Source organism: Shewanella sp. 0m-6, from assembly GCF_052977325.1.
Genome location: NZ_JBRIMD010000001.1, coordinates 110,601 through 136,592, shown reverse-complemented (window position 1 = coordinate 136,592; position 25,992 = coordinate 110,601). Strand labels below are relative to the sequence as shown.

18 protein-coding genes are annotated in these 25,992 nt (G+C 45.1%); 6 read left to right on the top strand and 12 right to left on the bottom strand.

Features of this window, described 5'->3' with window-relative positions; all coding sequences use genetic code 11:
• Position 1: 1 nt before the first annotated feature.
• The 3 genes from ACVBJC_RS00610 to ACVBJC_RS00600 all read right to left on the bottom strand — a co-directional run bounded on the left by ACVBJC_RS00610 (position 2) and on the right by ACVBJC_RS00600 (position 2,459).
• Positions 2-751, bottom strand: coding sequence for a lytic transglycosylase domain-containing protein (locus ACVBJC_RS00610; protein WP_447159017.1), 750 nt, complete (start codon positions 749-751; stop codon positions 2-4).
• The gene (locus tag ACVBJC_RS00605) at positions 748-1,770 is read right to left on the bottom strand and encodes a DUF3137 domain-containing protein (protein WP_447159018.1); all 1,023 of its coding nucleotides are present in this window, start codon (positions 1,768-1,770) and stop codon (positions 748-750) included. The genes ACVBJC_RS00610 and ACVBJC_RS00605 overlap by 4 nt, the downstream gene beginning before the upstream one ends.
• A 119-nt stretch (positions 1,771-1,889) precedes the next feature.
• Positions 1,890-2,459 (bottom strand): LemA family protein, encoded by a 570-nt coding sequence (locus ACVBJC_RS00600; protein ID WP_447159019.1) that lies wholly within the window; start codon positions 2,457-2,459, stop codon positions 1,890-1,892.
• A gap of 1,069 nt (positions 2,460-3,528) precedes the next feature.
• On the opposite strand from ACVBJC_RS00600, the gene ACVBJC_RS00595 reads away from it, so the two are divergent.
• Positions 3,529-5,148, top strand: coding sequence for an AbgT family transporter (locus ACVBJC_RS00595; RefSeq protein WP_447159020.1), 1,620 nt, complete (start codon positions 3,529-3,531; stop codon positions 5,146-5,148).
• A 330-nt stretch (positions 5,149-5,478) separates the two neighbouring features.
• Here the strand turns inward: ACVBJC_RS00595 and ACVBJC_RS00590 are convergent, their stop codons facing one another.
• The gene (locus tag ACVBJC_RS00590) at positions 5,479-6,852 is read right to left on the bottom strand and encodes a permease (protein ID WP_447159021.1); all 1,374 of its coding nucleotides are present in this window, start codon (positions 6,850-6,852) and stop codon (positions 5,479-5,481) included.
• Between the two features lie 224 nt (positions 6,853-7,076).
• Here ACVBJC_RS00590 and yfcE point away from each other — a divergent pair, with 224 nt between their 5' ends.
• Positions 7,077-7,634 (top strand): phosphodiesterase, encoded by a 558-nt coding sequence (gene yfcE / locus ACVBJC_RS00585; RefSeq protein ID WP_447159022.1) that lies wholly within the window; start codon positions 7,077-7,079, stop codon positions 7,632-7,634.
• Between the two features lie 417 nt (positions 7,635-8,051).
• Here yfcE and ACVBJC_RS00580 read toward each other — a convergent pair whose 3' ends face one another.
• From ACVBJC_RS00580 to ACVBJC_RS00570, 3 genes are all read right to left on the bottom strand, one after another.
• A complete protein-coding gene (locus ACVBJC_RS00580) occupies positions 8,052-11,231 on the bottom strand; it encodes an efflux RND transporter permease subunit (protein WP_447159023.1) in 3,180 nt (1,059 codons plus the stop codon).
• A gap of 9 nt (positions 11,232-11,240) precedes the next feature.
• The gene (locus tag ACVBJC_RS00575; RefSeq protein ID WP_447159024.1) at positions 11,241-12,392 is read right to left on the bottom strand and encodes an efflux RND transporter periplasmic adaptor subunit; all 1,152 of its coding nucleotides are present in this window, start codon (positions 12,390-12,392) and stop codon (positions 11,241-11,243) included.
• A 362-nt stretch (positions 12,393-12,754) separates the two neighbouring features.
• Positions 12,755-13,444 carry a DNA-3-methyladenine glycosylase I gene (locus tag ACVBJC_RS00570; protein WP_447159025.1) on the bottom strand — a complete coding sequence of 230 codons (690 nt, stop codon included), beginning with the start codon at positions 13,442-13,444 and terminating at the stop codon, positions 12,755-12,757.
• Between the two features lie 195 nt (positions 13,445-13,639).
• Here ACVBJC_RS00570 and ACVBJC_RS00565 point away from each other — a divergent pair, with 195 nt between their 5' ends.
• On the top strand, positions 13,640-14,287 hold the full coding sequence (locus tag ACVBJC_RS00565; RefSeq protein WP_447159138.1) for a glutathione S-transferase family protein: 648 nt from the start codon (positions 13,640-13,642) through the stop codon (positions 14,285-14,287).
• 61 nt (positions 14,288-14,348) lie between these two features.
• Here the strand turns inward: ACVBJC_RS00565 and ACVBJC_RS00560 are convergent, their stop codons facing one another.
• Both ACVBJC_RS00560 and prlC read right to left on the bottom strand, forming a co-directional pair.
• Positions 14,349-14,921 (bottom strand): thioesterase family protein, encoded by a 573-nt coding sequence (locus ACVBJC_RS00560; protein WP_447159026.1) that lies wholly within the window; start codon positions 14,919-14,921, stop codon positions 14,349-14,351.
• A gap of 128 nt (positions 14,922-15,049) precedes the next feature.
• Positions 15,050-17,089: an oligopeptidase A gene (prlC, locus tag ACVBJC_RS00555; protein ID WP_447159027.1), complete on the bottom strand. Its 2,040-nt coding sequence runs from the start codon at positions 17,087-17,089 to the stop codon at positions 15,050-15,052.
• A 274-nt stretch (positions 17,090-17,363) separates the two neighbouring features.
• Between prlC and ACVBJC_RS00550 the strand changes: the two genes are divergently transcribed.
• The 3 genes from ACVBJC_RS00550 (at position 17,364) to gorA (ending at position 20,537) form a co-directional block, all read left to right on the top strand.
• The gene (locus tag ACVBJC_RS00550; protein ID WP_447159028.1) at positions 17,364-18,146 is read left to right on the top strand and encodes a hypothetical protein; all 783 of its coding nucleotides are present in this window, start codon (positions 17,364-17,366) and stop codon (positions 18,144-18,146) included.
• Positions 18,147-18,367: 221 nt separating this feature from the next.
• Entirely contained in the window at positions 18,368-18,898 is a 531-nt protein-coding gene (locus tag ACVBJC_RS00545) for a hypothetical protein (RefSeq protein ID WP_447159029.1), read from the top strand.
• 283 nt (positions 18,899-19,181) lie between these two features.
• Positions 19,182-20,537, top strand: a complete 1,356-nt coding sequence (gorA, locus tag ACVBJC_RS00540; RefSeq protein WP_447159030.1) for a glutathione-disulfide reductase — start codon at positions 19,182-19,184, stop codon at positions 20,535-20,537.
• Between the two features lie 140 nt (positions 20,538-20,677).
• Here gorA and ACVBJC_RS00535 read toward each other — a convergent pair whose 3' ends face one another.
• From ACVBJC_RS00535 to pip, 3 genes are all read right to left on the bottom strand, one after another.
• Positions 20,678-22,630, bottom strand: a complete 1,953-nt coding sequence (locus ACVBJC_RS00535; protein ID WP_447159031.1) for a BCCT family transporter — start codon at positions 22,628-22,630, stop codon at positions 20,678-20,680.
• A 688-nt stretch (positions 22,631-23,318) separates the two neighbouring features.
• Complete coding sequence (locus ACVBJC_RS00530) at positions 23,319-24,410, bottom strand: NADH:flavin oxidoreductase (RefSeq protein ID WP_447159032.1); 1,092 nt, start codon at positions 24,408-24,410, stop codon at positions 23,319-23,321.
• Between the two features lie 317 nt (positions 24,411-24,727).
• On the bottom strand, positions 24,728-25,687 hold the full coding sequence (pip, locus tag ACVBJC_RS00525; protein ID WP_447159033.1) for a prolyl aminopeptidase: 960 nt from the start codon (positions 25,685-25,687) through the stop codon (positions 24,728-24,730).
• Positions 25,688-25,992 lie beyond the last annotated feature (305 nt).

The window sequence follows — 25,992 nt, the reverse complement described above, 5'->3', positions numbered from 1 at the left end:
GCTAACTGCTACGGTAGCGCTTTAACAATATCTGCACTCGCTCAACATAGGCTTGAGTTTCAGGGTAAGGCGGTACACCATTGTATTGGTCTACCCTTGAGGCGCCTGCATTATAAGCGGCGCATGCCAAACTAATATCACCATTAAAACGCTTAAGTAACTGCGCTAAGTAACGGCTGCCAGCATCAATATTTTGCTCTGGATGAAATGCATCGCTCACCCCTAGCTCTTTTGCGGTTGCCGGCATTAGCTGCATCAAGCCTTGAGCGCCAGTTTTAGATACCGCTGCCGATTTAAAGGCGGATTCAGCATGGATAACGGCGCGGATCAATGCAGGCTCTAAGTGATAAGCCTTGGCCGCACTGGCTATTTGTAGCCGGTATTGAGAGGTAAATAGCGGGATCGATTTCCAATTAATATTTGATTCTGGTTTACAGGCGTAACAATCAAACAGTAGAACCTGATAATGCCCCTGCTGCGGAGCATGATCGCTAAATACCAACACGCCAGTAGTCGTGCGGTAATGATAAACCTTCTCACCTTGAGCACGGCTATTGCTGATGACATTGGCGCTAGTTAATGTATGAGTTAACCCTGTGGTAGTTTCGTTAACCTTAATGGTTTTCCCCAACACACTTTTATTTAATGGATTAGCCACAAAATGTGGCTTCTGCCCCAAAGTCTGAACCTCGGCCTGCACAGTAACAGCTAAAAACAACAGTAAACTAACGAGCGATCCTTGCTTAATCATAATCCGGTCGATTGATCTAATTGCAGTACGTCGACTATAGCAAAAAGCTGCTTCATCTCTTTATTTATCTGACTAAATTCATATTCAAAGGTTGCCGCTTTAAATATCGAAGCCATTTCAAAGCGATTATCTTTACTGCCGAGCATGATAAGCAGCTTATTTTGGTAAAAAGCACATTGGATCTTGTTATCAAAACTTGCCGATAACGCCTGCAATCGCTCCATAAAAGTGACAGTTAAGAGATAACGCGCCTCAATTTGGTCAGTAGAAAATACATCAAACTGCTTTTCAAAGATGGGATCTTCTAATTTTACCCGCTCTAGTCCCTTAAAAGAATCAGATAGAAAGTTCACTAAACCGCCGCGAGTCTTAACCACAACCGTATGCCCACGAAAGCCTTTGTGACTGCTTAGCTCAATCATCACTCCTTTAAACACGGTGACCGTATCAGTATTTTTATCGCGCTTAATCTGCTTGGTAAGGTGCAGCTCATTAAGAGCGATCTCCGTATTCTTATAAGTCCCCTGCACATAATCTTCAAAGTTAGCAGCATCATAATAAGGCAGCAGCTTTGAGGCTTTAAGCGCTGCTAGGCTCATCTTATGATCAGGACTAAAAATAAAATCATGGCCAAAATACTTAAAAATTAGCGGGTAGATCTTCTGCTTTACATCGCTTTTATAATGCTTAATCGGATTAAACACCCACCAGGCAAACGGCAGCGCTAGCACCACTAACCCGATAAGGTAAATCATCAAAGGATCTGTAGTGTTCAAGTAAGGCATAAACAGAAATGCCAGCGCGGCAACGCTAAGATAAATAGCACTGCAAAGATATAAACGCTGACGACAAGACTGCAGACTGGCAACACGCGCATTTTCAAATTTGCTTGTCAGGGGCTCAAGGTGTTGCTGATAGTATTGCTTAAACTCGGCAATCTCAGCAGGGGCGGCAACTAAATTATTACTGTTACGGATAGGCTTTATCGATGCGCCAAAAAGAAAACTAATGAGGTTCATATTGTACTCATGTACTCCGATGATCTCAGTAACAGCCATCACCGCAATGCTGATATGAATTGCGGCTATTACTGAAAAGTCACAATTACTTCAAATAATCAGTCACTTAAAATAATCAGTTATTTTAAGTAATCACTGGCATCTACAGGGGCTGTTGACGCCTCATCGGCTTCATAAAAAGGCATCACCTTGACGCTGGCCATTGAGGCAATAATAGAGCCGGGAAAAATTTCAACTGCAGTATTAAGCTCAGACACTGCCGAGTTATAGAAGCGACGCGCCGCAGAAAGCTGCGCTTCCACTTCGTTATAGGTTTGCATTGCTTGCAGCATGGTATTGTCTGATTTAAGGTCAGGATAATTTTCAACACTGACCATTAACTGCGACATTTTTTGATTCAGCTTTTCAGCGACTTCTAGATGGGATTTAACGGCTGTAGGATCGGTATCGTTATAGCGCTTAGTTGCCAAGGTGCGTAACTCGGTGATCTCTGTTAGTAACGACTTCTCATGATCCATATACTTTTGTGCGATCTTGAGAATATTAGGTACTAGGTTAGAACGCTTCTTCAGCTGAACATCTATGCCTGATAAAGCTTCTCGTCCCGTATTACGCTTTTTAATTAAGCTCACATACCATAAGTAGCCAATAATCACGACTAGACCTAACCCCAACAATATCCCTTCCATTTGTATTTCCTATCTATTTTTTTTTATTAAAATGGCTTCGCTATTTCCTTATGGCTCTTACTGTTACTTATTTGAGGAACGAAATCCAGCTTCTACCGACATTTGCTAGCCTTCAATAGCGTCACTTTTTAACCTAAGCCACAACAAACTCTTATAAATTCGGTCAAAAAACGCTAACTAAACATCTACTAATGCCACCTTTATCCATTTAACGGTTCAAGCAAGAGTAAAATCTTAGCGGCCGTACACTCTCTGTTCACCACAAAAACTAATACTGTTTAAAATCAGTAGTTAAACACAAATAGCAGTCTATTGTTTTTTGAACACCTCAAAAGTTATCTCGAGTATTTTGCAAACTAATATGCCCTAACAGGCAAACTAATCAGTATTTTTATTTAACTTTGAGCTTACTTATTTATTTGTATTCTTTTGGGCATTTAAGCCAAGCAGCCACTAACTGCCCACACCAAGCAGCAGATAAAAGTGAGCGACAACATTACCCTATACTTATTCAGTCTAGATACAGCTAACTTTAGCTATAGTATTAGGTATAGTAATCACGCTTCTAACGGACACCCCCAATATCTATCCCTTTTGGACTCATTTAAATGAGTCCATTTTTTTTATCTAAACAACTGCACGCAACCCTCTAATATCAGGGAATTAGACTTAAAAACACTTAGCAACATCTAAGATTAACAACTGTTAACCCAAGTCGTTTTACCCATTCAGCTTTGATACAGCTAACCCTAGCTATAGTAATCTCAATCCCAACGGATATTGTTAATCAATCCCTTTTGGACTCATTCAAATGAGTCCTTTTTTTTGCCTAAAATTCGCTAAATACCTCCTCCTTAATTCAAGTTTAAAATCCTGCAAAGCCGCACTGGCACTCACGATTACGGCAAACTACGCTAACAACAAATGAGCCGATTTAAGGTTTAATTAATTTTTCTTATCCATCATGCCACATCGGCTTAACAAAACAGTGCTCATTTGTAGTCACTCGAGTCGAAGAAAATTAAAATAAAAACAACAAAATAAAGAACTTACTTTGAAGGAAGATATTATGAGCACCAATAACGGCGATAGTTTGCCCTTGTCCGACGATCTCCCCTCAGCTCCCAATAACAAACCTAATGGCTGGTTTGTTCGCTTCCTAAACGTGGTTGAGCGACTCGGTAACTTACTGCCTCACCCTATCACCCTATTTGCCATGTTTTGTGCTGCTGTTGTGGTAATAAGTGGCATAGCAGGCTATTTCGAATTAACCGTTGTTGACCCAAGACCAGAAGGCGCATCGGGCCGCAATAGTGATGGACTTATCCATGTTGTCAGCCTGATGAACGGCGAAGGCTTAAGGCTGATAGTGTCGAATTTGGTGACCAATTTCACAGGCTTCACCCCACTAGGTACAGTACTTGTTGCCCTACTTGGTGTTGGCATAGCTGACCGTTCAGGCCTGCTATCTGCCGCTATGCGCTTACTCGTGATGGGAGCCTCAAAACGCTTAGTCACCCTCACATTGGTGTTTGCCGGTATCGTCTCTAATACCGCATCAGAGCTGGGTTACGTGGTGTTAATCCCAATGGCGGCGATGATATTTCACTCCTTAGGTCGCCACCCACTTGCCGGACTCGCAGCCGCTTTTGCTGGCGTATCGGGCGGATATAGCGCGAACTTATTACTTGGCACCGTAGACCCATTACTATCGGGGATCACTGAAGCTGCGGCGCAGATGATCGACCCTGACTACCTTGTAGGCCCCGAAGTAAACTGGTACTTCATGTTTGTCTCCACTTTTTTAATCACTTTCCTTGGCGCACTCGTTACCGAAAAAATCGTTGAGCCTAAGTTAGGTAAATATGATGTGAGTGAAGCAGCAATCGATCTTAGCCAGCAGAAAATGGATACGGTTAGCGCTCTAGAAAAGAGAGGATTAAAGGTCGCGGGACTAACGGTTTTGGTGATGTCAGCAGTGTTAGCGCTCACCATCATTCCTGAAGGCGCACCATTAAGAAACCAGGAGACAGGCTTAGTGGCCGGCTCTCCTTTCTTAAAGGGGATCGTGGCATTTATCTTTATCTGCTTTGCCATTCCAGGCCTCGTTTATGGCCGTGTTGTGGGCACCATGAAGCGCGATATTGATGTGATTAACGCCATGTCTAGCAGCATGAGCAGCATGGGGATGTATATTGTGTTGGTATTCTTCGCCTCGCAGTTTGTCGCCTTCTTTAAGTGGACTAATCTAGGCGCAGTACTTGCCGTATCTGGCGCAGATGCCTTAAATGCAGTCGGCTTAACCGGACCATTAGTATTTGTGCTGTTTATTATGATGTGTGGCTTTATCAACTTGATGCTCGGCAGTGCCTCTGCACAGTGGGCCGTTACCGCGCCTATCTTTGTACCTATGTTGATGTTGGTAGGTTACGCACCAGAAACTATTCAAGCGGCTTATCGAATCGGTGATTCGGTGACCAATCTTATCACCCCGATGATGAGTTACTTTGGCCTGATCTTGGCCGTCGCATCTCAGTATAAGAAAAACCTCGGGATAGGAACCTTGGTCGCCACCATGCTGCCATACTCGATTGTGTTCTTTATCGGATGGACCTGTTTCTTCTTTCTTTGGGTGTTTGTATTTGGCCTGCCAGTAGGTCCTGGAGCTGCCACGTATTATACGCCTTAGAAGGTAAAAGATAGGGCCTAGGTTCGAGACCCTAGGTCCTAGGAAAAGCTGAGACGGTAAAGCTTAAAACATAGATCCTAGGCCCTAGGCCCGAGACCCTAGGTCCTAGGAAAAGCTGAGACAGTAAAGCTTAAAACATAGCTCCTAGGTGCGAGGTTCTAGGGCCTAGGAAAAGCTGAGACAGTAAAGCAAAGATGTAACGCTGTTATCTTTACGCTTTTCCTAGCAGCCAACTTGTTGGCGTCCTCGCAGTGAGCTTGCGAACGTCCTAGGATCTATCTCCTAGAAGTGAGCTTGCGAACGCCCTAGTATCTAGAACCTAGTACCTTCCTAGCTCTTACCTAAACGGTAATACCAAATCGATAGCGGGACAAAAATAACATTCATCATGGTAGTGAAATTCCAACCAAAGCCGCTTTGATGCAAGGTACGAATGGCTTCCTTCGACGCTGACCAATCCACATGCATATAAATTAAATCAATAATAAGCCCTGTCGCCAGTATGCTCAAAAATAACAGCGCTCCCATCCAACGTGCAGGTTTGGTGCCGTAATATTTGGCATACACTCGCAGCATAGGAATAGTTAGCACATCTGCCAAAATAAAGCCCATTACACCACCAAATGAAATACCGCCGTGCCACAAGGCTGCCGCCAATAATAAGTTACCAACAGAGCATACATAGGCAATCACAGCCACAAAGATACCTATGAGTACATCTAATAAGGAATGTATCCATGCGGGCAGGCTAGTCTGACTACTGATAAACAACTCTCGCCACCAGTCTGCAGGCACTAAGGCAATCAATACCGAAGAAATGACCACCCCAATAACGATATCTTTACCTATCATGCCGATATCCATGCAGAAGTAACCCGCACTGCGACGAACCTTGTCCATATAACTCGGCTCCGCCGCATTATGTGCCGCACTAGAGCCTGACATATCCGCACCACATTTCCCTGCGCCGCACTTCATCTCTTTAGCGCTCTTGTTTGCGTTTGAACCAGGGGTTGAGCTTGGAGTAGGCCCAGTGCTTGGGTCTGCTTTAGCCATTTCAGGCATATCTGCACCGCACTTCATCTCTGTAGCGCTCTTGTTTACGTTTGAGCTTGAACTTGAGCTAGGGGCTGGACTAGCGATTGGACTTGGGTTAGCGGCTGAGGTTGATGTTGAACTTGCAGCAGCCATACCGGGCATGGTCTCACCACATTTCATTTCAGTCGAAACACCTTTCTCTTCAGCCAACAACTTGTCACGTAATGCCCGAGACTGCTCTTTAGGATAGAAACGGAAAATAAAGCCCACTATGACAATAAGTAACAGGCCGCCGATTATCTCACCCCACAAAAACTGCCAACCAAGCAACGACACTAAGACGATAAACATTTCCAAAATCAGATTGGTACTTGCCACTAAAAAAGCCATGGCATTAGGCAATGTAGCGTGTTTAATCAGTAGTGTTTTAGACAGTGAGGCCGCAGCATATGAACAAGAAGACGAGACCATCCCCAAAAGCGTGGTAAGCAGGAGACTGGTTCCATTGGTTCTGCCTAAGTGCTTTACAACGACATCAAGGGGCAAAATATTACGCAGTACAGACGACAGCATTAAACCAAAGGCCAGCGGCCAATAAATTTGCCACACCATACCACTTAAGGTACTAAGAACATGCAAGATTAGTTCAAAGAAACTCTGCATCATATTGCCTCTATTAATTCGGGAACATTTACTACGGTAACAACGTTGGCTAGCGCTAATCATTACGGCTAAGGAGGAAGAAAACGGCTTCACCATAATAGTTAGTTGTTATTTTAGTTCACCCAAATTGATCCATCGCTTTTTTGTCATTAAATCTAATTAATTACTAGATTTATCGAGTAACAGGGTTATATTTAGCAGCTGTTTTATCTCTCTAGGCATAGTTTATGAAACTCTTTATCGCCTCTGATTTACACGGTTCCCTTTCAGCCACGCAAGCCATGTTGGCCCGGTTTGAACAATCCAACGCACGTTATCTTGTTTTGCTTGGAGATCTACTTAATCACGGCCCTCGTAACGCCATTCCAGAAGGCTATGATCCCGTTGCAGTAGCTGAAGCACTGAATCTCTATGCAGATAAAATCATCGCAGTTCGCGGCAATTGCGACAGTGAAGTCGACCAGATGCTGTTGCTATTTCCAATGAGCGCAAGCTTTGCTCAGGTATTACTACCACAAATGCGTCTATTCCTGACCCACGGCCATATTTATAGCCCTGACAAACTGCCAGCACTTCAAACGGGTGATGGACTCGTCTATGGCCATACTCACATACCGGTTGCTGAATACCGCGACAATATATTGCTGTTCAACCCCGGTTCAACCACAATTCCACGCAATGATGGTCGAGCTTCATACGGCTTAATCACAGACACCGAGTGCCAAGTGCGCGCACTCGATAACGATGAGCTGTTACTAAGCTGCCCGGTACGACACAGATTGTAGGAAAAGCAGAAACGAGATCGGGCTTCGCCCTGCGAGAGCGCGACCTTGTCGCTTCTAGAAAAGGCCAAGACGGAAAGATTAAAAGATAGGTCCTAGGTGCGAGGTGCTAGGCCCTAGGAAAGCAACAACCAAAAGATGCTAAGCACTACGAGTAGGCTTTAGCTTTTAAGCTGTTAGCTTTTCCTAGCAGCCAACTTGTTAGCGTCCTAGAACCTAGGTCCTCGTAGGTGCGCAGCACCGTCCTCGCAACGAGCTTGCGAGTGCTCTATCTTTTAGCTTTCCTCGCAGCCAACTTGTTGGCGTCCTAGAACCTAGGTCCTCGCAGCGAGCCTGCGAGCGCTCTATCTTTAAGACAACAAAAAGCCCAGCAGATGCTGGGCTTTTTAGTCTTAGCGCGTTAACGATATAACCCTAAGGTTATTTGTTAGCTTTCGCTGCCTTAGCTTCCGCTTTAGCTGCTCTGCCTTCTGCTTTAATCGCTTTAGCTGCATCTCGTTCGCGCTTACTGAAGATACGCTCAACAATCACGAAGAAGATTGGGATAAAGAAGATCCCCATAAAGGTCGAGCTCATCATACCGCCTAGTACCGATGTACCAATAGCATTCTGGCTACCAGAGCCTACACCATTACTAATCGCTAGCGGCACAACACCTAAACCGAATGCTAGAGACGTCATCAAAATTGGACGTAGACGCACTCGAACCGCGTGTAGTGTTGCTTCAACAAGACCAGCGCCTTTCTCGTAGAACTCTTTAGCAAATTCTACAATCAAGATGGCGTTCTTGGTCGCTAGACCTACGGTTGTCAGTAGACCCACCTGGAAGAATACGTCGTTTGGTAAACCACGACCATTCATCGCAAGTAGCGCACCAATAATACCCAGAGGCACAACCAGGATAACCGCAAATGGAACTGACCAGCTTTCATAAAGCGCTGCTAGTACGAGGAATACCACCACGATAGACAAAGCATATAGCATTGGCGCTTGGTTACCAGATAGACGTTCTTCATAAGAAAGACCGTTCCACTCGATACCAAATCCTGGCGGCAGCTTCTTAACCATGGCTTCGATATCATCCATCGCCGCACCAGTACTGTAACCTTCCGCTGTACCACCTTGAATATTCATCGCTGGTAGGCCGTTGAAACGCTCTAGACGTGGAGAACCATAGCCCCAGGTGCCTGAAGCAAAGGCTGAGAAAGGAACCATCTCGCCTTTAGAGTTGCGTACATACCAAGAATCAAGATCTTCTGGCTGCATACGATATTCAGCTTCACCTTGAACGTATACTTTCTTAATACGGCCACGATCAATAAAGTCGTTTACGTAGTTACCACCCCAGGCAGTGCCGAGCACGCTGTTAACCGACTCAATATCGATACCTAAAGCTCGCAACTTACCATGGTCTATATGTACCTGGTAAAGTGGTGCATCTTCTTGACCATTTGGACGAACGCCCACTAGGTTTGGATTCTGCGCCGCCATACCCAGCAACATATTACGCGCTGCGACTAGCTTGTCATGACCTTGGCCATTCTTATCCTGCAGGTAGAAGTCGAAACCGTTAGCGGTACCCAATTCGATTACCGCTGGCGGTACGAAGGCAAACACGAAAGCTTCCTTCATCTGCGAGAACATGCCCATGGCACGATTTGCAACCGACTGTACGTCTTGACCAGGCTCAGTACGCTCAGACCAGTCTTTAAGACCAACGAACGCAATACCCATGTTTTGGCCATTACCGGCGAAACTAAAGCCCGAAACCGCAAATACTGATTTAACGCTGGCACTTTCATCTTCTAGATAAAAGTCAGACACTCTTTCAAGTACTTCTTTCGTTTCTTGCTGAGTCGAGTTAACTGGCAAAATAGCCTGAGTAAACAAGATCCCTTGGTCTTCATCCGGTAGGAATGCTGTAGGCATACGCATAAAGATCCAACCCACAGCAACCGTGATCGCTAGGTACACCATCATAGTTCGACCTACACGCTTGATCATCGCCGCCACACTCGCTTCATAACGAGAGGTTAGCGCATCAAACTTACGGTTAAACCAACCGAAGAAACCGGTTTTTGCATGGCTATCACCTTTAGCAATCGGCTTAAGCATGGTGGCACAAAGTGCAGGAGTCAGGATAATCGCAACCATCACAGACAATGCCATCGCCGACACAATCGTGATTGAGAACTGACGGTAAATCACACCCGTTGAGCCAGACATAAATGCCATAGGTACGAATACTGCAGACAGTGTTAGACCAATACCCACCAGCGCGCCGGTGATCTGATCCATCGACTTCTTAGTGGCCTCAATTGGACTGAGGCCCTCTTCTTGCATCACACGCTCAACGTTCTCCACCACCACAATCGCGTCATCTACCAGAAGACCAATTGCCAGTACCATAGCGAACATGGTTAAGGTGTTAATAGAGAAGCCGGCTGCAGCCAACACCGCAAAGGTACCTAAAAGTACAACAGGTACCGCAATGGTTGGAATCAGTGTTGCACGGAAGTTCTGTAAGAACAGGTACATGATCAAGAACACTAATACCACTGCTTCCAGCAGCGTATGCACAACACCTTCAATTGATTTCTCAACAAATGGCGTGGTGTCGTAGGGATAAACCACTTCCATCCCTTCAGGGAAGAAAGGCATCATCTCTGCAATCTTGGCACGTACACCTTCAGCAGTCGCCAATGCGTTTGCACCCGTTGCTAGCTGAATACCGATACCCGCTGCAGGTTTGCCATTATAAAATGACTCAACTGCATAGCTTTCAGCGCCCAGTTCAACACGAGCCACATCTTCTAGGAACACTTTCGCGCCCGATGTATCGGCTTTAATGATGATCTTTTGGAACTGCTCAGCGGTTTGTAGTCGGCTCTGAGCCGATACAGTCGCGTTTAGCTCTTGGCCTGGTAACGATGGCGCACCACCTAACTGACCTGCCGATACCTGCGCATTTTGCTCTCTGATAGAGCTAATAATATCTTGGCTGGTTAGGTTATATTGCGTCAGCTTTAATGGATCAAGCCAGATACGCATCGCGTACTGGGCACCAAATAGCTCAATGGTACCCACACCCGGAACACGGCTTAGCGGATCCTGAATATTAGAGCCCACGTAATCGGCAATATCGTTTTTATCCAGTGAACCGTCTTCAGATACGAAGGCGGCTACCATCAAGAAACCCGCGCTCGACTTAGTTACGTTAACACCTTGCGCCTGAACTTCTTGCGGTAGTAGAGGCAGAGCAAGCTGTAACTTGTTTTGCACCTGTACCTGCGCGATATCAGGATCGGCTTCGGCGTTAAAGGTTAAGGTAATTTGCGCATTACCAAAGCTATCGCTGGTCGATGAAATGTAGCGAAGGTTGTCAAGACCAGTCATTCGCTGCTCAATAACCTGAGTTACCGAGTCTTCCATTGTCTTAGCCGACGCACCAGGATAAACAGCACTAACCACAACCGACGGAGGTGCAATACTCGGGTACTGAGATACGGGTAGGCCCACAATAGAGAGCACACCTGCCAGCATCACAATAATAGCGATCACCCATGCAAAAATTGGGCGATCGATAAAGAAACGTGCCATAACTCTGCCCTATTTCTGTTGTGTTTCAGGTTTCTTATCTGCAACCAAAGGACCCGCTTTAACAGGGGCACCCGGACGAATTTTTTGCAGGCCTTCAACGATTAGCTCATCACCGGCTTTAAGACCGCTGGTAATACGCCATTGGTTATCAATAACCTCTGCCGTAGTAACGATACGCGCAGCAACCTTGCCATCTTCGATAACCATAGCAACGGCTTCACCCTTGGTATTACGGGTAATCGCTCTTTGCGGCACTAAAATCGCTTCAGGATCGGTACCTGTGTTTAATACCGCACGCACATACATGCCTGGCATCAAGACACCGTCAGGGTTAGGAAACTCTGCACGGATAATTACTGAACCTGTGTTTTCGTTTACTGTCACTTCAGAGAACTGCAACACACCGGTTTGACCATAAGGCGTACCGTCTTCAAGGATCAGCTCAACATTGGCATTAGCTGCTGCTTCAATTTGACCACGCTTTAGTTGAGACTTAAGACGCAACATCTGCGTGCTCGATTGAGCGATATCAATATTCATTGGGTCAAGTTGCTGAATCGTCGCCAATGTTTGGCTCTGATTTGCAGTAACAAGTGCACCAGCAGTCACGTCAGACTTACCAATACGACCAGAGATTGGCGCTGTTACTTTGGTGTACTCTAGATTAATTTGTGCAGTATTGATTGCCGCTTTAGCAACCGTTACACGCGCTAATGCTTCTTTGTAAGCCGCATCTGCTTCATCATAATCTTGTTCACTGATTGAATTAAGCTTTACTAGCTTCTCAAAACGCTGTGCCTTTGCTTTAGCCGATACTAAGCCAGCTTCTGCACTAGTAAGATCAGCCTTGGCACTCACCAGTGCAGCTTCATAGGTCGATGGCTCTATTTGATATAGAGATTGTCCTTTCTCGACATCTCTACCTTCAACAAAGCCGCGTTCCATAATAATACCGCTTACCTGTGGACGTACTTCCGCTTCCAAATAAGACTTACTACGGCCCGGTAATTCAACCATAATTGATTGAGGTTTAGTGGCGATAGTTATCGTACCGACTTCCATTGGTCCACGCTGCTGAGGCCCTTGTTCAGGTTTTTGCTCACAGCCACTTATCCATAACGCCACACTTAAAACAGAGGCAATTTTCACTATTTGCCGCATGAGAACTCCTAATAAAAGCCATCTACTCGGTAATCAAATTTTTGAAAGCAGAAAGTGCCGTCAAACCCACCTTTGGAAGCATAATTTTTTGTCAAATATATAACGGACCTTTATCTCACAATGTCCGCGAGTCAACAAGAAAAACTCCCAGTTTAAATTGTAAGTTAATGAAAATTTACGCATGAAATCAGCTGCATGTGTTTACCAGATGTTAACAAGAGTAATAACAAGCAAAACATGTTAACCCCAGGTTAAGGCAAGCCTGTGCATCGCGGGCCACATTAACATCGGAACAGCATTAACATTTAATTTATAAGGATTTTATGTCAACAAGATTAAATCAAAAATAATCAGGTTGAAGCTTAAATTCGATTATCGCCAACACTGCAAGCTAAGACTCTACTGATATCGGCTAGACTGCGCCCTGACTCTTGTTGCCAATGATTAAACACATCTTGCACCTGCTTTAATCCAGCTTTTGAGCTAAAGCCATAATCCACTAGACCTTGACTCTTTAAATAGCCTTGTACGTCATTGGTTAACAAAAAGGTATCTTTGCCCATAGCGCGCAAAAAATAAGGACCGGTGTTGCCCCCAAGACGAGTGCCTTTGCGTTTAAGTTCAGCCCAGAGTCCGGTGATATTATCGCTCGGCCAGTCTGCAATAAATCGAGCAAAACTGCCGTGCATAGCCGCAAGATCGTTGACCATATGAGCATTGTCATAGATCGCCATGGTTTTTTTAAGGTGACGTATTAACTTGGGATCACTGGCGCGTTCTTGTAGCTGCTCTGGAGACAACATCAATACCTTAAAGGGCTCGAAACCGAAAAAGGCCTGCTCATATTCAGGCCACTTAGCTTCTACAATCCGCCATACGAAGCCACTTTGAAACACCTTTTTGCTGAGTTCAGATAGCAATTGTGCATCACTATATTGAGTCAACTCTTGAGGTGACAAACTGCCTGGTAGCAGCGCTTCTAGTCCTTCATCCCCGCCCTTTCGCTTTGATGCTCTAGCGTAAATAGCAGCAAACTTTTCGATTTGGCTCATATTCTCTCTCGTTATTTAAACTCTATCGCTAACGGATTAACCTTTTGCTTATATTCACTAAACGATCCATGTGACCCGATGCTTTATCCCAATCACACAGCTATCGGCCTCAAGCCAGAGTCTGCAGCATTGAGAGTCCAAGGGTTAGCGACTAAGGTTAATAGTAATCCTTAAAATTACGAACCGATATTGGATATGGATCTGTATTACCACCCACTGGCGCGCCAGTCACAAAAAACACTTATCGCCCTCTATGAAAAACAGGCAAATTTTTATCCGCACGTCATAGATCTCACTGATGTTTTTCATCGACGCAATTTTATTCGTCTTTACCCGTCAGGGCAGCTCCCTACTTTGCAACTCAAGTCTGGGGAGTCTTTTAGCGATGCCAGCATCATTATCGAGTATCTGGATAACTATATCAGCTCTGGCACCCAGCTTATTCCTATCGACAAGATGCAAGCCTTATATGTCAGGTTCTACGACAGACTCAGCGATAATCGATTAGACAGAAGCATTGAAGAGTGGTTACAGGCCCGCGAGACCAGCCATGATCAGATTTACACCAAAAATTTAGAAAAAGCGGTGCTTGCGATATTGGAAGAGTTCGATAAGCGACTCGCGAGCAACCATTGGGTATGTGGTGACAGTTTTACCTTGGCAGACTGCGCGCTGATCCCCTGCTTGAAAACCTTAGAAAAGAAACTACACCTGCTCGATTATCAGCATATTGGTCGCTACTGGATCCAGGCAAAACTAAGGGGGTCTGTAGTGCAAACCATCGAAGAGATAGAGCTCACTCACGCCACATTAGGCCAAAGTGAGCGCTTTAGTCATACCTAGCTCAGTGGCACTGACTGCAGTTAGCGACTAACAGCACTTAGTAGCTAACAACTAACGGCACTTAGCTGGCCGCTTTAAATTCTATCGTCTCACTCGGCTTAACTGGTAAATTACATTCTTTCTTAAGCTGTAAAAATGCTTTCCATTTGACCACCTCTGCTGGCATTGGCGGCGCCGGTTGCGTAAAGCCAACCTCTTCCAGCATGGTGGTTATGGCAACTTGCTTACCTTTACAGACAAACACTCCGCGTACATGGGCAATGCAATGTAAGCCTCGCTCGCTAACGAAACGCTGCTCAATATAAAAATACTTTTCATCCCAGCCCACCAGCTTGGTTTCAATTTCAAACTTAGCGAACGGCTTAATATCGCGAATGTAGGTGAACTCCGCCGCATTGACGATCGGCATCCAACCTAACTTTAAAAATCGTTTCAAAAATCCCATCTCCGCCATCATGTAGGTGCGAGCAAGATCCATAAAAGCCGGGTAACGAGAATTGGTAAGATGAAAGTTAACATCGCAGTCACTTGGCAGGGCGCGATATGACAATGTGCTGGTGTCTAAAAATCCGATTTTTTGACAATGACGCGTACGCCATAAAAATAACCAAAATAGCCTAAAATACAGATTCATTGACAATACCACCTAACATCCTTGGAAAGAGCCGAAAGGCTAACAGAGGTCATACCAGATCACAAGTGTGAACCAGCTCAAATAAAAAAGGCGCTAAAAGCGCCTTTAATGATCTTGCCAGTTAATGACTAACCGGTAATACCGCTATGTCTAAGCAAAGCGTCAGTTTGCGGTTCACGACCACGGAAACGCTTAAATAGCTCCATAGGCTCCTCGCTACCGCCCATCTCTAAGATATTTTCTAGGAAGCGCTTACCTGTTTCAGGGTTAAAGATCCCCTGCTCTTCGAACAGTGAGAATGCATCAGCAGAAAGGACTTCGGCCCACTTATAGCTGTAATAACCTGCCGCATAACCACCGGCAAAGATGTGGGCAAAACTATGCTGGAAACGATTAAACTCAGCGGCCTTGATCACTGCAATTTGCTCACGTACTTCATCTAACTTTTGTTGAATTTCAGCGCCTTTAGCTGGGTCAAACTCAAGGTGCATCTTAAAATCGAACAGTGAGAACTCAAGCTGGCGCAACATCATCATGCCTGACTGGAAGTTCTTCGCCGCTAGCATCTTATCTAACATGGCTTTTGGTAAAGGCTCGCCTGTTTCATAGTGACCAGAGATCTCAGCTAAGGCTTCCTCCTCATAACACCAGTTCTCCATAAACTGACTAGGCAACTCAACCGCATCCCAAGGCACACCGCTAATACCCGACACGCCACCCACATCAATCTTAGTCAGCATATGGTGAATACCATGGCCAAACTCATGGAACAGAGTCGTAACTTCGTCATGGGTAAACAGTGCAGGCTTACCTGCCACTGGCGCATTGAAGTTACAGGTTAAATAAGCCACAGGATCTTGTAAGCCATTTTCTGTCATGCGACGCGCTCGGCAATCATCCATCCAAGCACCGCCACGTTTACCTTCACGAGCATAAAGGTCGAGATAAAAACTACCACGATGCTCATTATTGCTGTCAGTGATATTAAAAAAGCGTACGTCTTTATGATAAGTATCAAACTCTTTTTGCTCTTCAACCTTTAGGCCAAATAGGCGCGATACGGTATAGAACAAACCTGATAAGACTTTGTCTTCAGGGAAATAAGGGCGCAGTAACTCTTGCGAGATCTCATATCTATGATGCTTAAGCTTTTCAGCGTAGAAACTTAGATCCCAAGCCTCAAGTTCAGTTACACCGCACTCTTTCTCTGCAAATTCAGTTAGCTCTGCAAGCTCAGTCTCACCTTGAGTCTTAGAGCGAGCTGCAAGTTCGGTTAAAAAGTCGAGTACTTGCACAGGAGACTCTGCCATCTTAGTCGCTAATGACTTATCAGCGTAGCTGTCGAAACCAAGCAGATTTGCAAGCTCATGGCGCAAAGCCAGAATTTCATCCATCAAGGGGCCATTATCAAACTCACCAGCATTTGGACCTTGATCCGATGCACGCGTAACGAAAGCGCGATAACACTCTTCGCGCAGTTCGCGGTTTTCACTGTAAGTCATCACAGGTAGGTATGATGGAAAATCTAGTGTAAATAACCAACCATCTAACTCTTTTGCTTCAGCCATTGCCTTTGCTGCCGCAACAGCTGACTCAGGCAAACCGTTAAGCTCTGCTTCATCGGTGATAAGCTTAGTCCAAGCCTGCGTGGCATCTAATAACTGATTAGAAAACTGACTGGTTAGCTCTGACATTCGCTTCACAAGCTCGCCGTAACGCAACTTGTCACTATCGCTTAAGCCAATACCTGATAATTCAAAGTCGCGTAGACTATTTTCAATCAACTTCTTCTGCGCCTGGGAGTAGTGAGCAAACTCTGCCGACTCAGCAAGTGACTTGTAGGCTTCATAAAGCCCCTGATGCTGACCCACAAATGTACCGTACTCAGACAGTAATGGTAGACAAGCATCATGGGCTTTACGCCACTCTTCGCTGCTAACAACCGAATTCATGTGCGAAATAGGTGACCAGATTTTACCCAGTTGATCATCAACCTCTTCTAGCGGTGCAACGAAATTGTCCCAGGTAAACGGATCTTGGTTAGCCAATACTTGTTCGATCTTTTGACGACAATCGTCAATACCTTGCTCGACAGCTGGCTGAATATGTTCTGGCTTAATACTTGAAAAAGGCGGTAGCTTGTTGCTGTTTAGCAAAGGATTGCTCATTGATGATTCCTTAACATTCTATGTTGATACTTAAGAGATAAGGGCTAATGAGGCCTTATTCAATATTTAGCCCATAATTCTTTGTAAAGATTGTCAGCTCTAACAGCTGGAAAATCGATTTACCATGACGAAAGTCAAACTTTTCAGCACAAATTTTATGCGCTAACGATACTGCAAACCAGATCGCAAATACGAGCCATTATCATTTACATTCTTACGTTTAAATCTAGTATGCGAGAGGTCAATTTCTTTCGCCAAAATTTTGAGTTCACACATGATAAAAACGAGCCGATGCACAGTCTTATTGTCGTTATTAATCAGTACTGCAGCCTTTGCTGATGAAGCGCCCAATATCGATGATTCGCACAATACTAAAATCATCGAAAAGCGAGCACTTGATGATAGCGGACAAGTTCAGGGGCTTATCGATCTAGGCTGGGACTCAAAATACATCTCAGAAGGCCGTAATAACCTAGACAAAGGTGGCATTTACTGGGCGACTGCCGCAGTACAAAAAGATAACCTTAATCTGTATGCCAGCGTAGGTCGTGGGGACAGCCAAAACTATATCGAATGGAACTTTGGTATTGAATATGGTTTTCAGCTCAGCGAAAACTTAAGCGGTAGCGTCGGCTATCAGCGTTTAGAGTTTTATGGCGACGAGCGCGCCCATGACAATGAACTGTTTAGCTCATTGGAATACACAGCTGTTGAGTGGTTAATTCCTTCTGTGAGTTACACCTATTCTACCGAAGCTGCAGGCTATTTTGTTGAAGTCAGCCTGCATAGCAATTGGGAGTTGGCCGAAGGCTTAACGGTTAGTCCATATGTCACCCAAAGCTTTGACTTTCAATACGTCACCGAAGAACATGATGGCCCGAACCATTTTCAGTTTGGTGTTGAAGCCGAATACCAACTGCCTAATAACCTTGTCTTATCAGGTCATATCAGCCACACCATAGCTCAAGAAGACATAAAGTTAGAAGCGCGTAATGATGGCATTACGGGCAGCCTAGATGAAACCTTTGCAGGCCTGCACCTGAGCTGGAATTTCTAGGCGATACCGTTAATAACACCTAGCGGGTCGCTATGAATAAACCCAAGCAAGCCGCACTGAAAAAATATTGTCAGCTATACTCATTACTGAGCAGCTAACCGCTTGTGCTCTTGCTTGATAACACTTATTCAAGCTGGAGCAATTCAATATCCTGATACGAACACTGATACAAACACATATGAGATTACACGGACGCTAATCTTGCTACAGAGGAACAGGGAATGTTACTTCTATCTCGTCTATTGATAGCCACACTTATTATCTTATATAGCCAGACAAGCTATTGCAGTGAGCTTATCTCTAGCAGTAAACCAACCTCTCGCAATAAGCCTAATTCTCACAATGAACAAGATAGGCCTTCACTCGACTTAGGCAGCGTCCTTAATGATAAAGGACAGCCGATAACTGTCCCCAGCGAAACCCAGAGTCACTTTAATTACTCAGCCCCCGCCATTGCAGCCTCTTCGCCAGCCAATGCTAAAAACAGCAAGACTAACAAAACAAAAAAAGCCAAACCTCAAAGCCGTAAACAACAACTTGCCAGTCGCAGCAAGGTAGCCAACGATCCTGGTTGTCGCTGGCTTAATGGCCGCATGAACAGCCTAGAACGCAACTTAAGCTCTGGAGTCAACTCACGCAATCGCCACCACCAACAAGAGTTAAGCGTCAGACAAGGCGAATGGGAATGCATGAAATGCGGCGCCGAGGGACCGGATCAGAGTGACCACGGAAACTGTCAGCATAAACGCTAACACAAACAACTTAAACGCAGCCACCGCCCCCGATAGCATTGCCAATGATGCGGGCTTTCAAAACGCTAAACTTAAGTCATCTAGCTCATAATTTATAGGGCTAGCTGGATCAAATTTTTCCCTCTACAATGGTGTGTTCTTGAACTGGCACAAAGCCAATAAATTAATTCGTGATTGCTTGTTTATCGGATTTAAACAACCCACGGATTAATCATAATTACAGGTACAAAAGCCCCACTCATCTGCTTTTGTCCAACAGTTCGCAACTTTATTGGAGATACACATGGCTCAACATTTTGATTATATCTGTCTTGGCGCTGGTAGTGGCGGTATTGCATCGGCTAACAGAGCGGCTATGCGTGGCGCCAAGGTTCTGCTTATCGAAGCCAAAGAGCTCGGTGGCACATGTGTCAATGTGGGTTGTGTGCCTAAAAAAGTGATGTGGTACGGCGCGCAAGTCGCTGAAGCCATGCACCTGTACGCCAAAGACTATGGCTTTGACGTTACCGTCAACAAGTTTGACTGGAGCACATTAGTTGCCAGCCGCGAAGCCTATATCGACCGTATTCATGGCTCTTACGACAGAGGCCTTGAAAGCAACGGCGTTACCCTAGTACGCGGTTACGGTCGTTTCGTTGATAAAAGCACCATCGAAGTCAACGGTGAGCATTACACGGCCGATAACATTTTGATCGCCACTGGCGGCGCAGCAACCATTCCAAATATTCCTGGTGCCGAGTACGGTATCGACTCTGACGGTTTCTTCGCATTAGCAGAGCAGCCTAAGCGTGTTGCCGTTGTCGGCGCAGGCTACATTGCGGTTGAAGTGGCAGGCGTACTGCAAGCACTTGGCAGCGACACCCACCTATTTGTACGTAAGCATGCACCACTACGTAATTTCGACCCAATGCTAAGCGAAGCATTAATGGAGTCGATGGCGATTGATGGCCCAACTCTACACACTCACAGCACGCCAGAGTCGGTCACCAAAAATGATGATGGCAGTTTAACGCTTAAGATTGAAAATGGCGAAAGCTACGATGTTGATTGCCTCATTTGGGCTATTGGCCGCCTGCCGTCGACAGGCAATATCGGCCTTGAAAACACTAACGTTAAGTTAGATGCCAAAGGTTATGTGATCACCGATGAGCAGCAAAACACCACAGACGCTGGCATCTACTGTGTGGGCGACATTATGGCTGGCGGTGTTGAGCTAACCCCAGTTGCCGTTAAAGCGGGTCGCCTGCTGTCTGAGCGCTTATTCAACGGCATGACAGATGCCAAGATGGACTACAACCTAATTCCAACCGTAGTATTTAGTCACCCAGCCATTGGCACTATGGGCTTAACCGAGCCAGAAGCTAATGCCCAATTCGGCGAAGACAATGTGACGGTTTATACCTCAGGTTTTACTTCAATGTACACTGCGGTAACGGCTCATCGCCAAGCGTGCAAGATGAAACTAGTTTGTGCAGGCGACGACCAAAAAGTTGTGGGTATTCACGGTATTGGTTACGGCATGGATGAAATTTTACAAGGTTTTGGCGTTGCGATGAAGATGGGCGCAACCAAAGCAGACTTTGATGCTGTTGTGGCAATTCACCCAACGGGTGCTGAAGAGTTCGTTACAATGAGATAATTCGTTCATTATCAATATTTTATTAATAAAAAAGCCGCTAATCAGCGGCTTTTTGGTCTCTTGAGTTTGACGCTCAATACCAGTAAATCCTTTAACTGGTATTGAACTCACACGCTATACAGCGCTAACAATATGCTTACTTAGCTAGGGGTATTCAAGCGTGCCTGAATAGCCAGCTTAACATCTTCCTGAGCCTGCAAGGCTTCCCCTTGCTCCTTCTCACGCATAAGCGTATCAAAGCCAACTCGCGCTTCCTGCGCAAGTTGTGACGCTTCTAACTTAGCCTGTTTAGCTTTCATCGAATCATCTGTTAACTGGCGTAGCTGCTCGATAATCTCGTCGGGTGCGTCACCTAGCTCAACACTCGACTCTCCGCGTGCCAGCGCTTCTCTACGCAATTGCTTTTTCAGCTCCCAGATAGCATCGTTAGCTTCACGCTCAAGTTCAGCCGCTTCAATCGCGTTATCACGTAGTCCTTCAAAACGTGCCAATGCCTGACCTTCCTTACTCCAAGGATCAACATCTGGCAGATCAGAAATATTGATCACCGGATCGACATAATCATCTTGATGCGCTAAGTCTAAGGTCGCTGCTTTAACGCCAGAGATCATCAACATAACTGCGATAATCAATAACGGCAAACCACCTACAATAGCCGCAGTTTGCAAGGTTGCCAAGCCCCCCATAAACAATAGGGCCGACGGCATTAATGACAAGGTGAATGCCCAGAACAAACGGTTCCAACGCATCGGATCTTCGGTCACATTGGTTTGTACAACCGACGCCAGAATATAAGAAATCGAGTCAAACGTGGTGGCGGTAAAAATCACACATAACAGCGTAAATAGTGCGATGACGACAGTGCTAAACGGCAGTGTTTCTAAAATCGCGAAGATCGCGCGAGTCGCGCCCTCAGCATTAAGAATGCTAACCACATCAAGCTGTCCAGATAGCTGCAACGATAAACCGTAGTTACCTAGGATGATGAAGTACAATGAACAACCGAGTGAACCGAAGAACACCGCACCCGATACCATCTGCTTGATTGTTCTACCACGAGAAATACGCGCAACGAATAGACCCATACTCGGTGCAAATACTAACCACCACGCCCAGTAAAAAATGGTCCAATCTTGTGGAAAGTGTGTATCCTCAAAGGTTCCCATACCACCAAAAGGTTCAGCCCAAGTCGCCATAACAAAGAAGTTAGACAACATACGACCGATAGAATCTAGTCCGGTTTCCAACATGAAGATTGTTGGGCCACAAACCAATACAAACAGCAGTAAAGCTAACGCACCCCAGAAGTTGATATTACTCAAGATCTTGATGCCTTTATCCATCCCCATATAAGATGAATAAGCAAAGATGGCCGTACACACCATCAACACGCCAATTTGACTACCCGTCGAGGCTGGAATGCCAAACAAGTAGCTAATACCTTCGTTGATCAAAGGGGCCGCTAAACCTAACGTGGTTGCCGCGCCGCCTAAAAGACCGAAGATAAATAGAATATCGATGACTTTACCCAATTTACCAAAACTATTTGCTTCGCCAATAACCGGCATTAATGCCGCCGACACCTTAAGTACTGGCTGTTTACGCACATAAAAGAAGTAAGCGATAGGGATGGCTGGGATCATATAGATACACCAAGCAATTGGTCCCCAGTGGAACAAACCATAAGTGGCCGCCCAACGAACCGCTTCTTCACTTCCCGCTTCTAGCTGGAAAGGTGGGTTTTGGTAATAGTAAGCCCATTCAATCGTGCCCCAGTACAAGATACTGGCACCAATACCGCCACAAAATAGCATTGCCGCCCATGACGCCAACGCAAATTCAGGCTTTTCATCAGGATCGCCCAGTTTGATTTGGCCGATATCTGAAAACACGATATAGATCATGAAGAAAAAAGCAGCCAATCCCAGACCTAAATAGGCAAAGCCTAATTTGTCTGTCATAAACGTTTTAGCTACCGCAATCCATTGCGCCCCTTGTTCAGGAAATACCAGTAAGGGGAGAACCACAGAAAACAGTAATACTAACGCGCCGAAAAATGTCGGCTTGTCGATAAGCTCAAAGTGCTTTTTCATTTTTATTGTCCGCAACAACCTAAAAACAGATTTGATTAAGTGCACGCCACAGGCTGCTCGCCGCACTGAGAGAACCAGACGGGTTTGATACTAAGTTAAAGAGTATGAGTATTGTGTGTGAACGGTTTTTTTTGTGAGTCTTATAACACTCGAAAGTTATCCAGATTACGATTAATATGGACTAAGGATAAAATAATGTTAATTAGCCTAACTGTCGACAAACTTATCTCTCGAATCAATCAGAATTGTGACCAAGTTCTCACATAGTTTTACCCGCCAAAAATTAGGCGTTCAGAAAACAACCAAAACACAACCAACCCCTTTATAGACAGGCTTTATGGACACGCATAAAATGGTTATAACGCCTCACATATTTAGGTTAAAAGTATATAAATGAGGCTTTCGGGCAAAATCGAGCCTAAACATGCACAATTCACTTTATTAGGTTGTTCCAGCACATTAAATCAACACGACAGTTCTCTCTAACAAACAAGCTGTAACGTGGATTTTTCTGTGCGATTCTGCTGATTGAAACTGGCGGAGAGAGTGATTGATATAAAGGGAAGTTGTAAAAGTACCTGTAGAGGAGTGTGACAGGAGCGGCTAGAACAGTGTCAAAGTAGCAGGCACGATATCATCGTGCCATACAAAACAAGAATCGCTTAACGCTAACAGCGTCAGCAAACAATTATCGCCTCTTATACACCACACAGAAATTACCGCGCTTAGTACGGCACTTTGAACATCTTTCACAATCCACTTCTGCAGTACTCCCCTCAGACCAACGCTTAAGCAGGTGTGGCTCGGCAAGTAAAGGTCTTGAAAGAGCAAAGAACTGAATATTGGTACTCGCTGCAATCTCTTCAATGGCGCAGATATCCGCTAGGCCGCCAACGGTAATAATGGGGACGTTTACCTCCTGGCTAATCACAGCGCCATATTCACGGAAGTAACCTTCACTTTGTATGGTATAACCATCGAATGATTCACCCACTACGGCATTAGCATTACCGTGAATGTTACCGGATATAATAATTGCATCGACACCAATCGCAGCAAGCTTTTTACAGATAGTGCGGGTTTCAGCAAAAGTTAAGCCACCATCGAAAAACTCAGAGGCCGTTAACTTAACGAGAATTGGGTAGTCCTCGCCAACCAACTTGCGGATCTCAGCGTAGATCTCCAGCAAAAAGCGCATGCGGTTCTCAAGACTGCCGCCGTATTCATCCTCTCGCTGGTTGTAATAAGGGCTTAAAAACTGATTGATTAGATAGGTATGCGCAGCATGAATTTCAACCCCATCAAAACCAGACTCTTGCGCGCGGCGACTCGCCTGTGCAAACGCGTTAACGATGTAATCGATCTCAGGCTTAGTCATCGCCTTACCCAAGGTTTGAGTACCGCGCTCAGCAATGGCACTCGGGGCAAAGATCACTCGCTCACCCACATTGTAAGTGGTCTTAGTGCCACCATAAGCCAACTGCATAACAATCTTCGAGTCGTAACCATGTACCAGCTCAGTTAGCTTTTGGTATTCAGCGATAAACGAGTCATCGTACATACCCATCATGCCAGCATTAGGCTTTTCTTCAGCCACAATGTTGGCGTAGCCCGTGACGATTAATCCCACCTCACCTTTAGCCAGCTCTTCATACACCGAGTACAGCTTGTCGGTCATATGGCCAGTTTCAGTTGCCATATTTTCCCACGTCGCACTTCTTACAAAGCGGTTTTTCAGTGTCATGTTGCCAATATGGCTGGGTGAAAACAAAATGCTCACGTGCAATCCTCTTAAATCATATTCAATGCTAGCTAGCGACGTTGCCAAACAGTAAAAACACAACAGCCACGCATAAGGCATGGCTGTTGTGTTTTTACTGTTCTCTCTCAATCAATGTATCTTGATCAATATAAGAGCGCAGCAGGCGCAGGATCCTACGCGCAAAATATAAGAAATTCCTTAAGCTAGGTTCAGCTTTTAGAAATTAATCTTGCATATGATTACCCAGAGCATCCATCTATACCCAAATGACCTCAAGATGCTCGTTTCAGAGCTCTATAGTTTAATATGTTCGAAACACTCAGCCATGGATATTGCTACTTGTTAGCAAAGAAATCCGTCGCTTCTATCAATGCAGTTCTGATCCCGGGCTCGCTAACCGCGTGCCCTGCATCTGGGATCACTAAAAACTTCGCCTCTGGGAACGCTTTATGTAGATCCCAAGCCGCTTCAAAAGGTGTGATCACATCATAACGCCCTTGTACGATAACTGTAGGAATGTGACGAATGACATCGATATTCTCGAGTAGATAATTATCGCTTGGAAAGAATGCACGGTTTTCAAAGTAGTGGCACTCAACACGAGCAAATGCTTCGGCAAATTCATCTGAACTAAAGTGCTCTTCACGAGCCGGATCGGGTAACACAGATAACATGCTGCCTTCCCATTTTCCCCACACTCGCGCAGCAGCGATTCTTAACGCTTTATCATCACTGGTAAGGCGCTTGTAATAGGCATGAATCACATCATCACGCTCATCTTCAGGGATAAAACCAATATATTGCTCAAATAAATCAGGGAATAGCGTGTGCCCCCACTGATAGAACCATAAAATTTCTTTACGGCGCAGCAAAAATATTCCACGCAATACCAACTCATCAACAACTTGTGGATGATTAATCGCATAAGCCAGCGCCAGTGTGCTGCCCCACGACCCACCAAAGACTTGCCATGTATCAATGCCTAAATGCGCTCTAATCTGCTCCATATCGCTAATAAGACCCCAGGTTGTATTATCTTCGAGGCAGCCTTTTGGGGTACTTTTACCGCAACCTCTTTGATCAAAAATAACAATACGATACAAGGCAGGGTCGAATAAACGTCGACACTGAGGATCGGTACCAGCACCAGGGCCACCGTGCAGATATATCACCGGCTTGCCATTAGGGTTACCTGATTGCTCAACATAGATTTCGTGAACATCAGACACTCTCAGCATTTCTTGATGATAAGGTTCTATTGGCGGGTAAAGTTCGGCGATCTCATTGTTATTCATATACAGATCCTAATATTGTTATCTTGATGTGCTGTTCAGCAGCGAGATGTTGATTGCGTCAAGACGCTGCAGCCGTTTATCGAGGATAAGCATTGCGACTTTGACGATGCATTATTGCATACGCTAATCCAGCAAAATCATGAAACCTTTTCAGCTCAAAATCGAACATGAAAGTGCAAAAGGCTTGATGTTATGAATTGGGTCCATTAACGAGAAATATTGAAGTATATGATTCTAGCGGTCTTGGTTATTCTTGCTGAACACTTTGATTTAAAATCACTAATCCGCTAATGTGTCGCTTTAAA

Excerpts from the sequence above, each read along its gene's own strand:
- ACVBJC_RS00610 (WP_447159017.1), bottom strand. The coding sequence starts at position 751 with ATGATTAAGCAAGGATCGCTCGTTAGTTTACTGTTGTTTTTAGCTGTT.
- ACVBJC_RS00595 (WP_447159020.1), top strand. The coding sequence starts at position 3,529 with ATGAGCACCAATAACGGCGATAGTTTGCCCTTGTCCGACGATCTCCCC.
- ACVBJC_RS00590 (WP_447159021.1), bottom strand. The coding sequence starts at position 6,852 with ATGATGCAGAGTTTCTTTGAACTAATCTTGCATGTTCTTAGTACCTTA.
- ACVBJC_RS00545 (WP_447159029.1), top strand. The coding sequence starts at position 18,368 with ATGTTACTTCTATCTCGTCTATTGATAGCCACACTTATTATCTTATAT.
- ACVBJC_RS00535 (WP_447159031.1), bottom strand. The coding sequence starts at position 22,630 with ATGAAAAAGCACTTTGAGCTTATCGACAAGCCGACATTTTTCGGCGCG.
- yfcE (WP_447159022.1), top strand. The coding sequence starts at position 7,077 with ATGAAACTCTTTATCGCCTCTGATTTACACGGTTCCCTTTCAGCCACG.
- ACVBJC_RS00560 (WP_447159026.1), bottom strand. The coding sequence starts at position 14,921 with ATGAATCTGTATTTTAGGCTATTTTGGTTATTTTTATGGCGTACGCGT.
- prlC (WP_447159027.1), bottom strand. The coding sequence starts at position 17,089 with ATGAGCAATCCTTTGCTAAACAGCAACAAGCTACCGCCTTTTTCAAGT.
- ACVBJC_RS00605 (WP_447159018.1), bottom strand. The coding sequence starts at position 1,770 with ATGAACCTCATTAGTTTTCTTTTTGGCGCATCGATAAAGCCTATCCGT.
- ACVBJC_RS00580 (WP_447159023.1), bottom strand. The coding sequence starts at position 11,231 with ATGGCACGTTTCTTTATCGATCGCCCAATTTTTGCATGGGTGATCGCT.
- gorA (WP_447159030.1), top strand. The coding sequence starts at position 19,182 with ATGGCTCAACATTTTGATTATATCTGTCTTGGCGCTGGTAGTGGCGGT.
- pip (WP_447159033.1), bottom strand. The coding sequence starts at position 25,687 with ATGAATAACAATGAGATCGCCGAACTTTACCCGCCAATAGAACCTTAT.
- ACVBJC_RS00570 (WP_447159025.1), bottom strand. The coding sequence starts at position 13,444 with ATGAGCCAAATCGAAAAGTTTGCTGCTATTTACGCTAGAGCATCAAAG.
- ACVBJC_RS00550 (WP_447159028.1), top strand. The coding sequence starts at position 17,364 with ATGATAAAAACGAGCCGATGCACAGTCTTATTGTCGTTATTAATCAGT.
- ACVBJC_RS00575 (WP_447159024.1), bottom strand. The coding sequence starts at position 12,392 with ATGCGGCAAATAGTGAAAATTGCCTCTGTTTTAAGTGTGGCGTTATGG.
- ACVBJC_RS00600 (WP_447159019.1), bottom strand. The coding sequence starts at position 2,459 with ATGGAAGGGATATTGTTGGGGTTAGGTCTAGTCGTGATTATTGGCTAC.
- ACVBJC_RS00565 (WP_447159138.1), top strand. The coding sequence starts at position 13,640 with ATGGATCTGTATTACCACCCACTGGCGCGCCAGTCACAAAAAACACTT.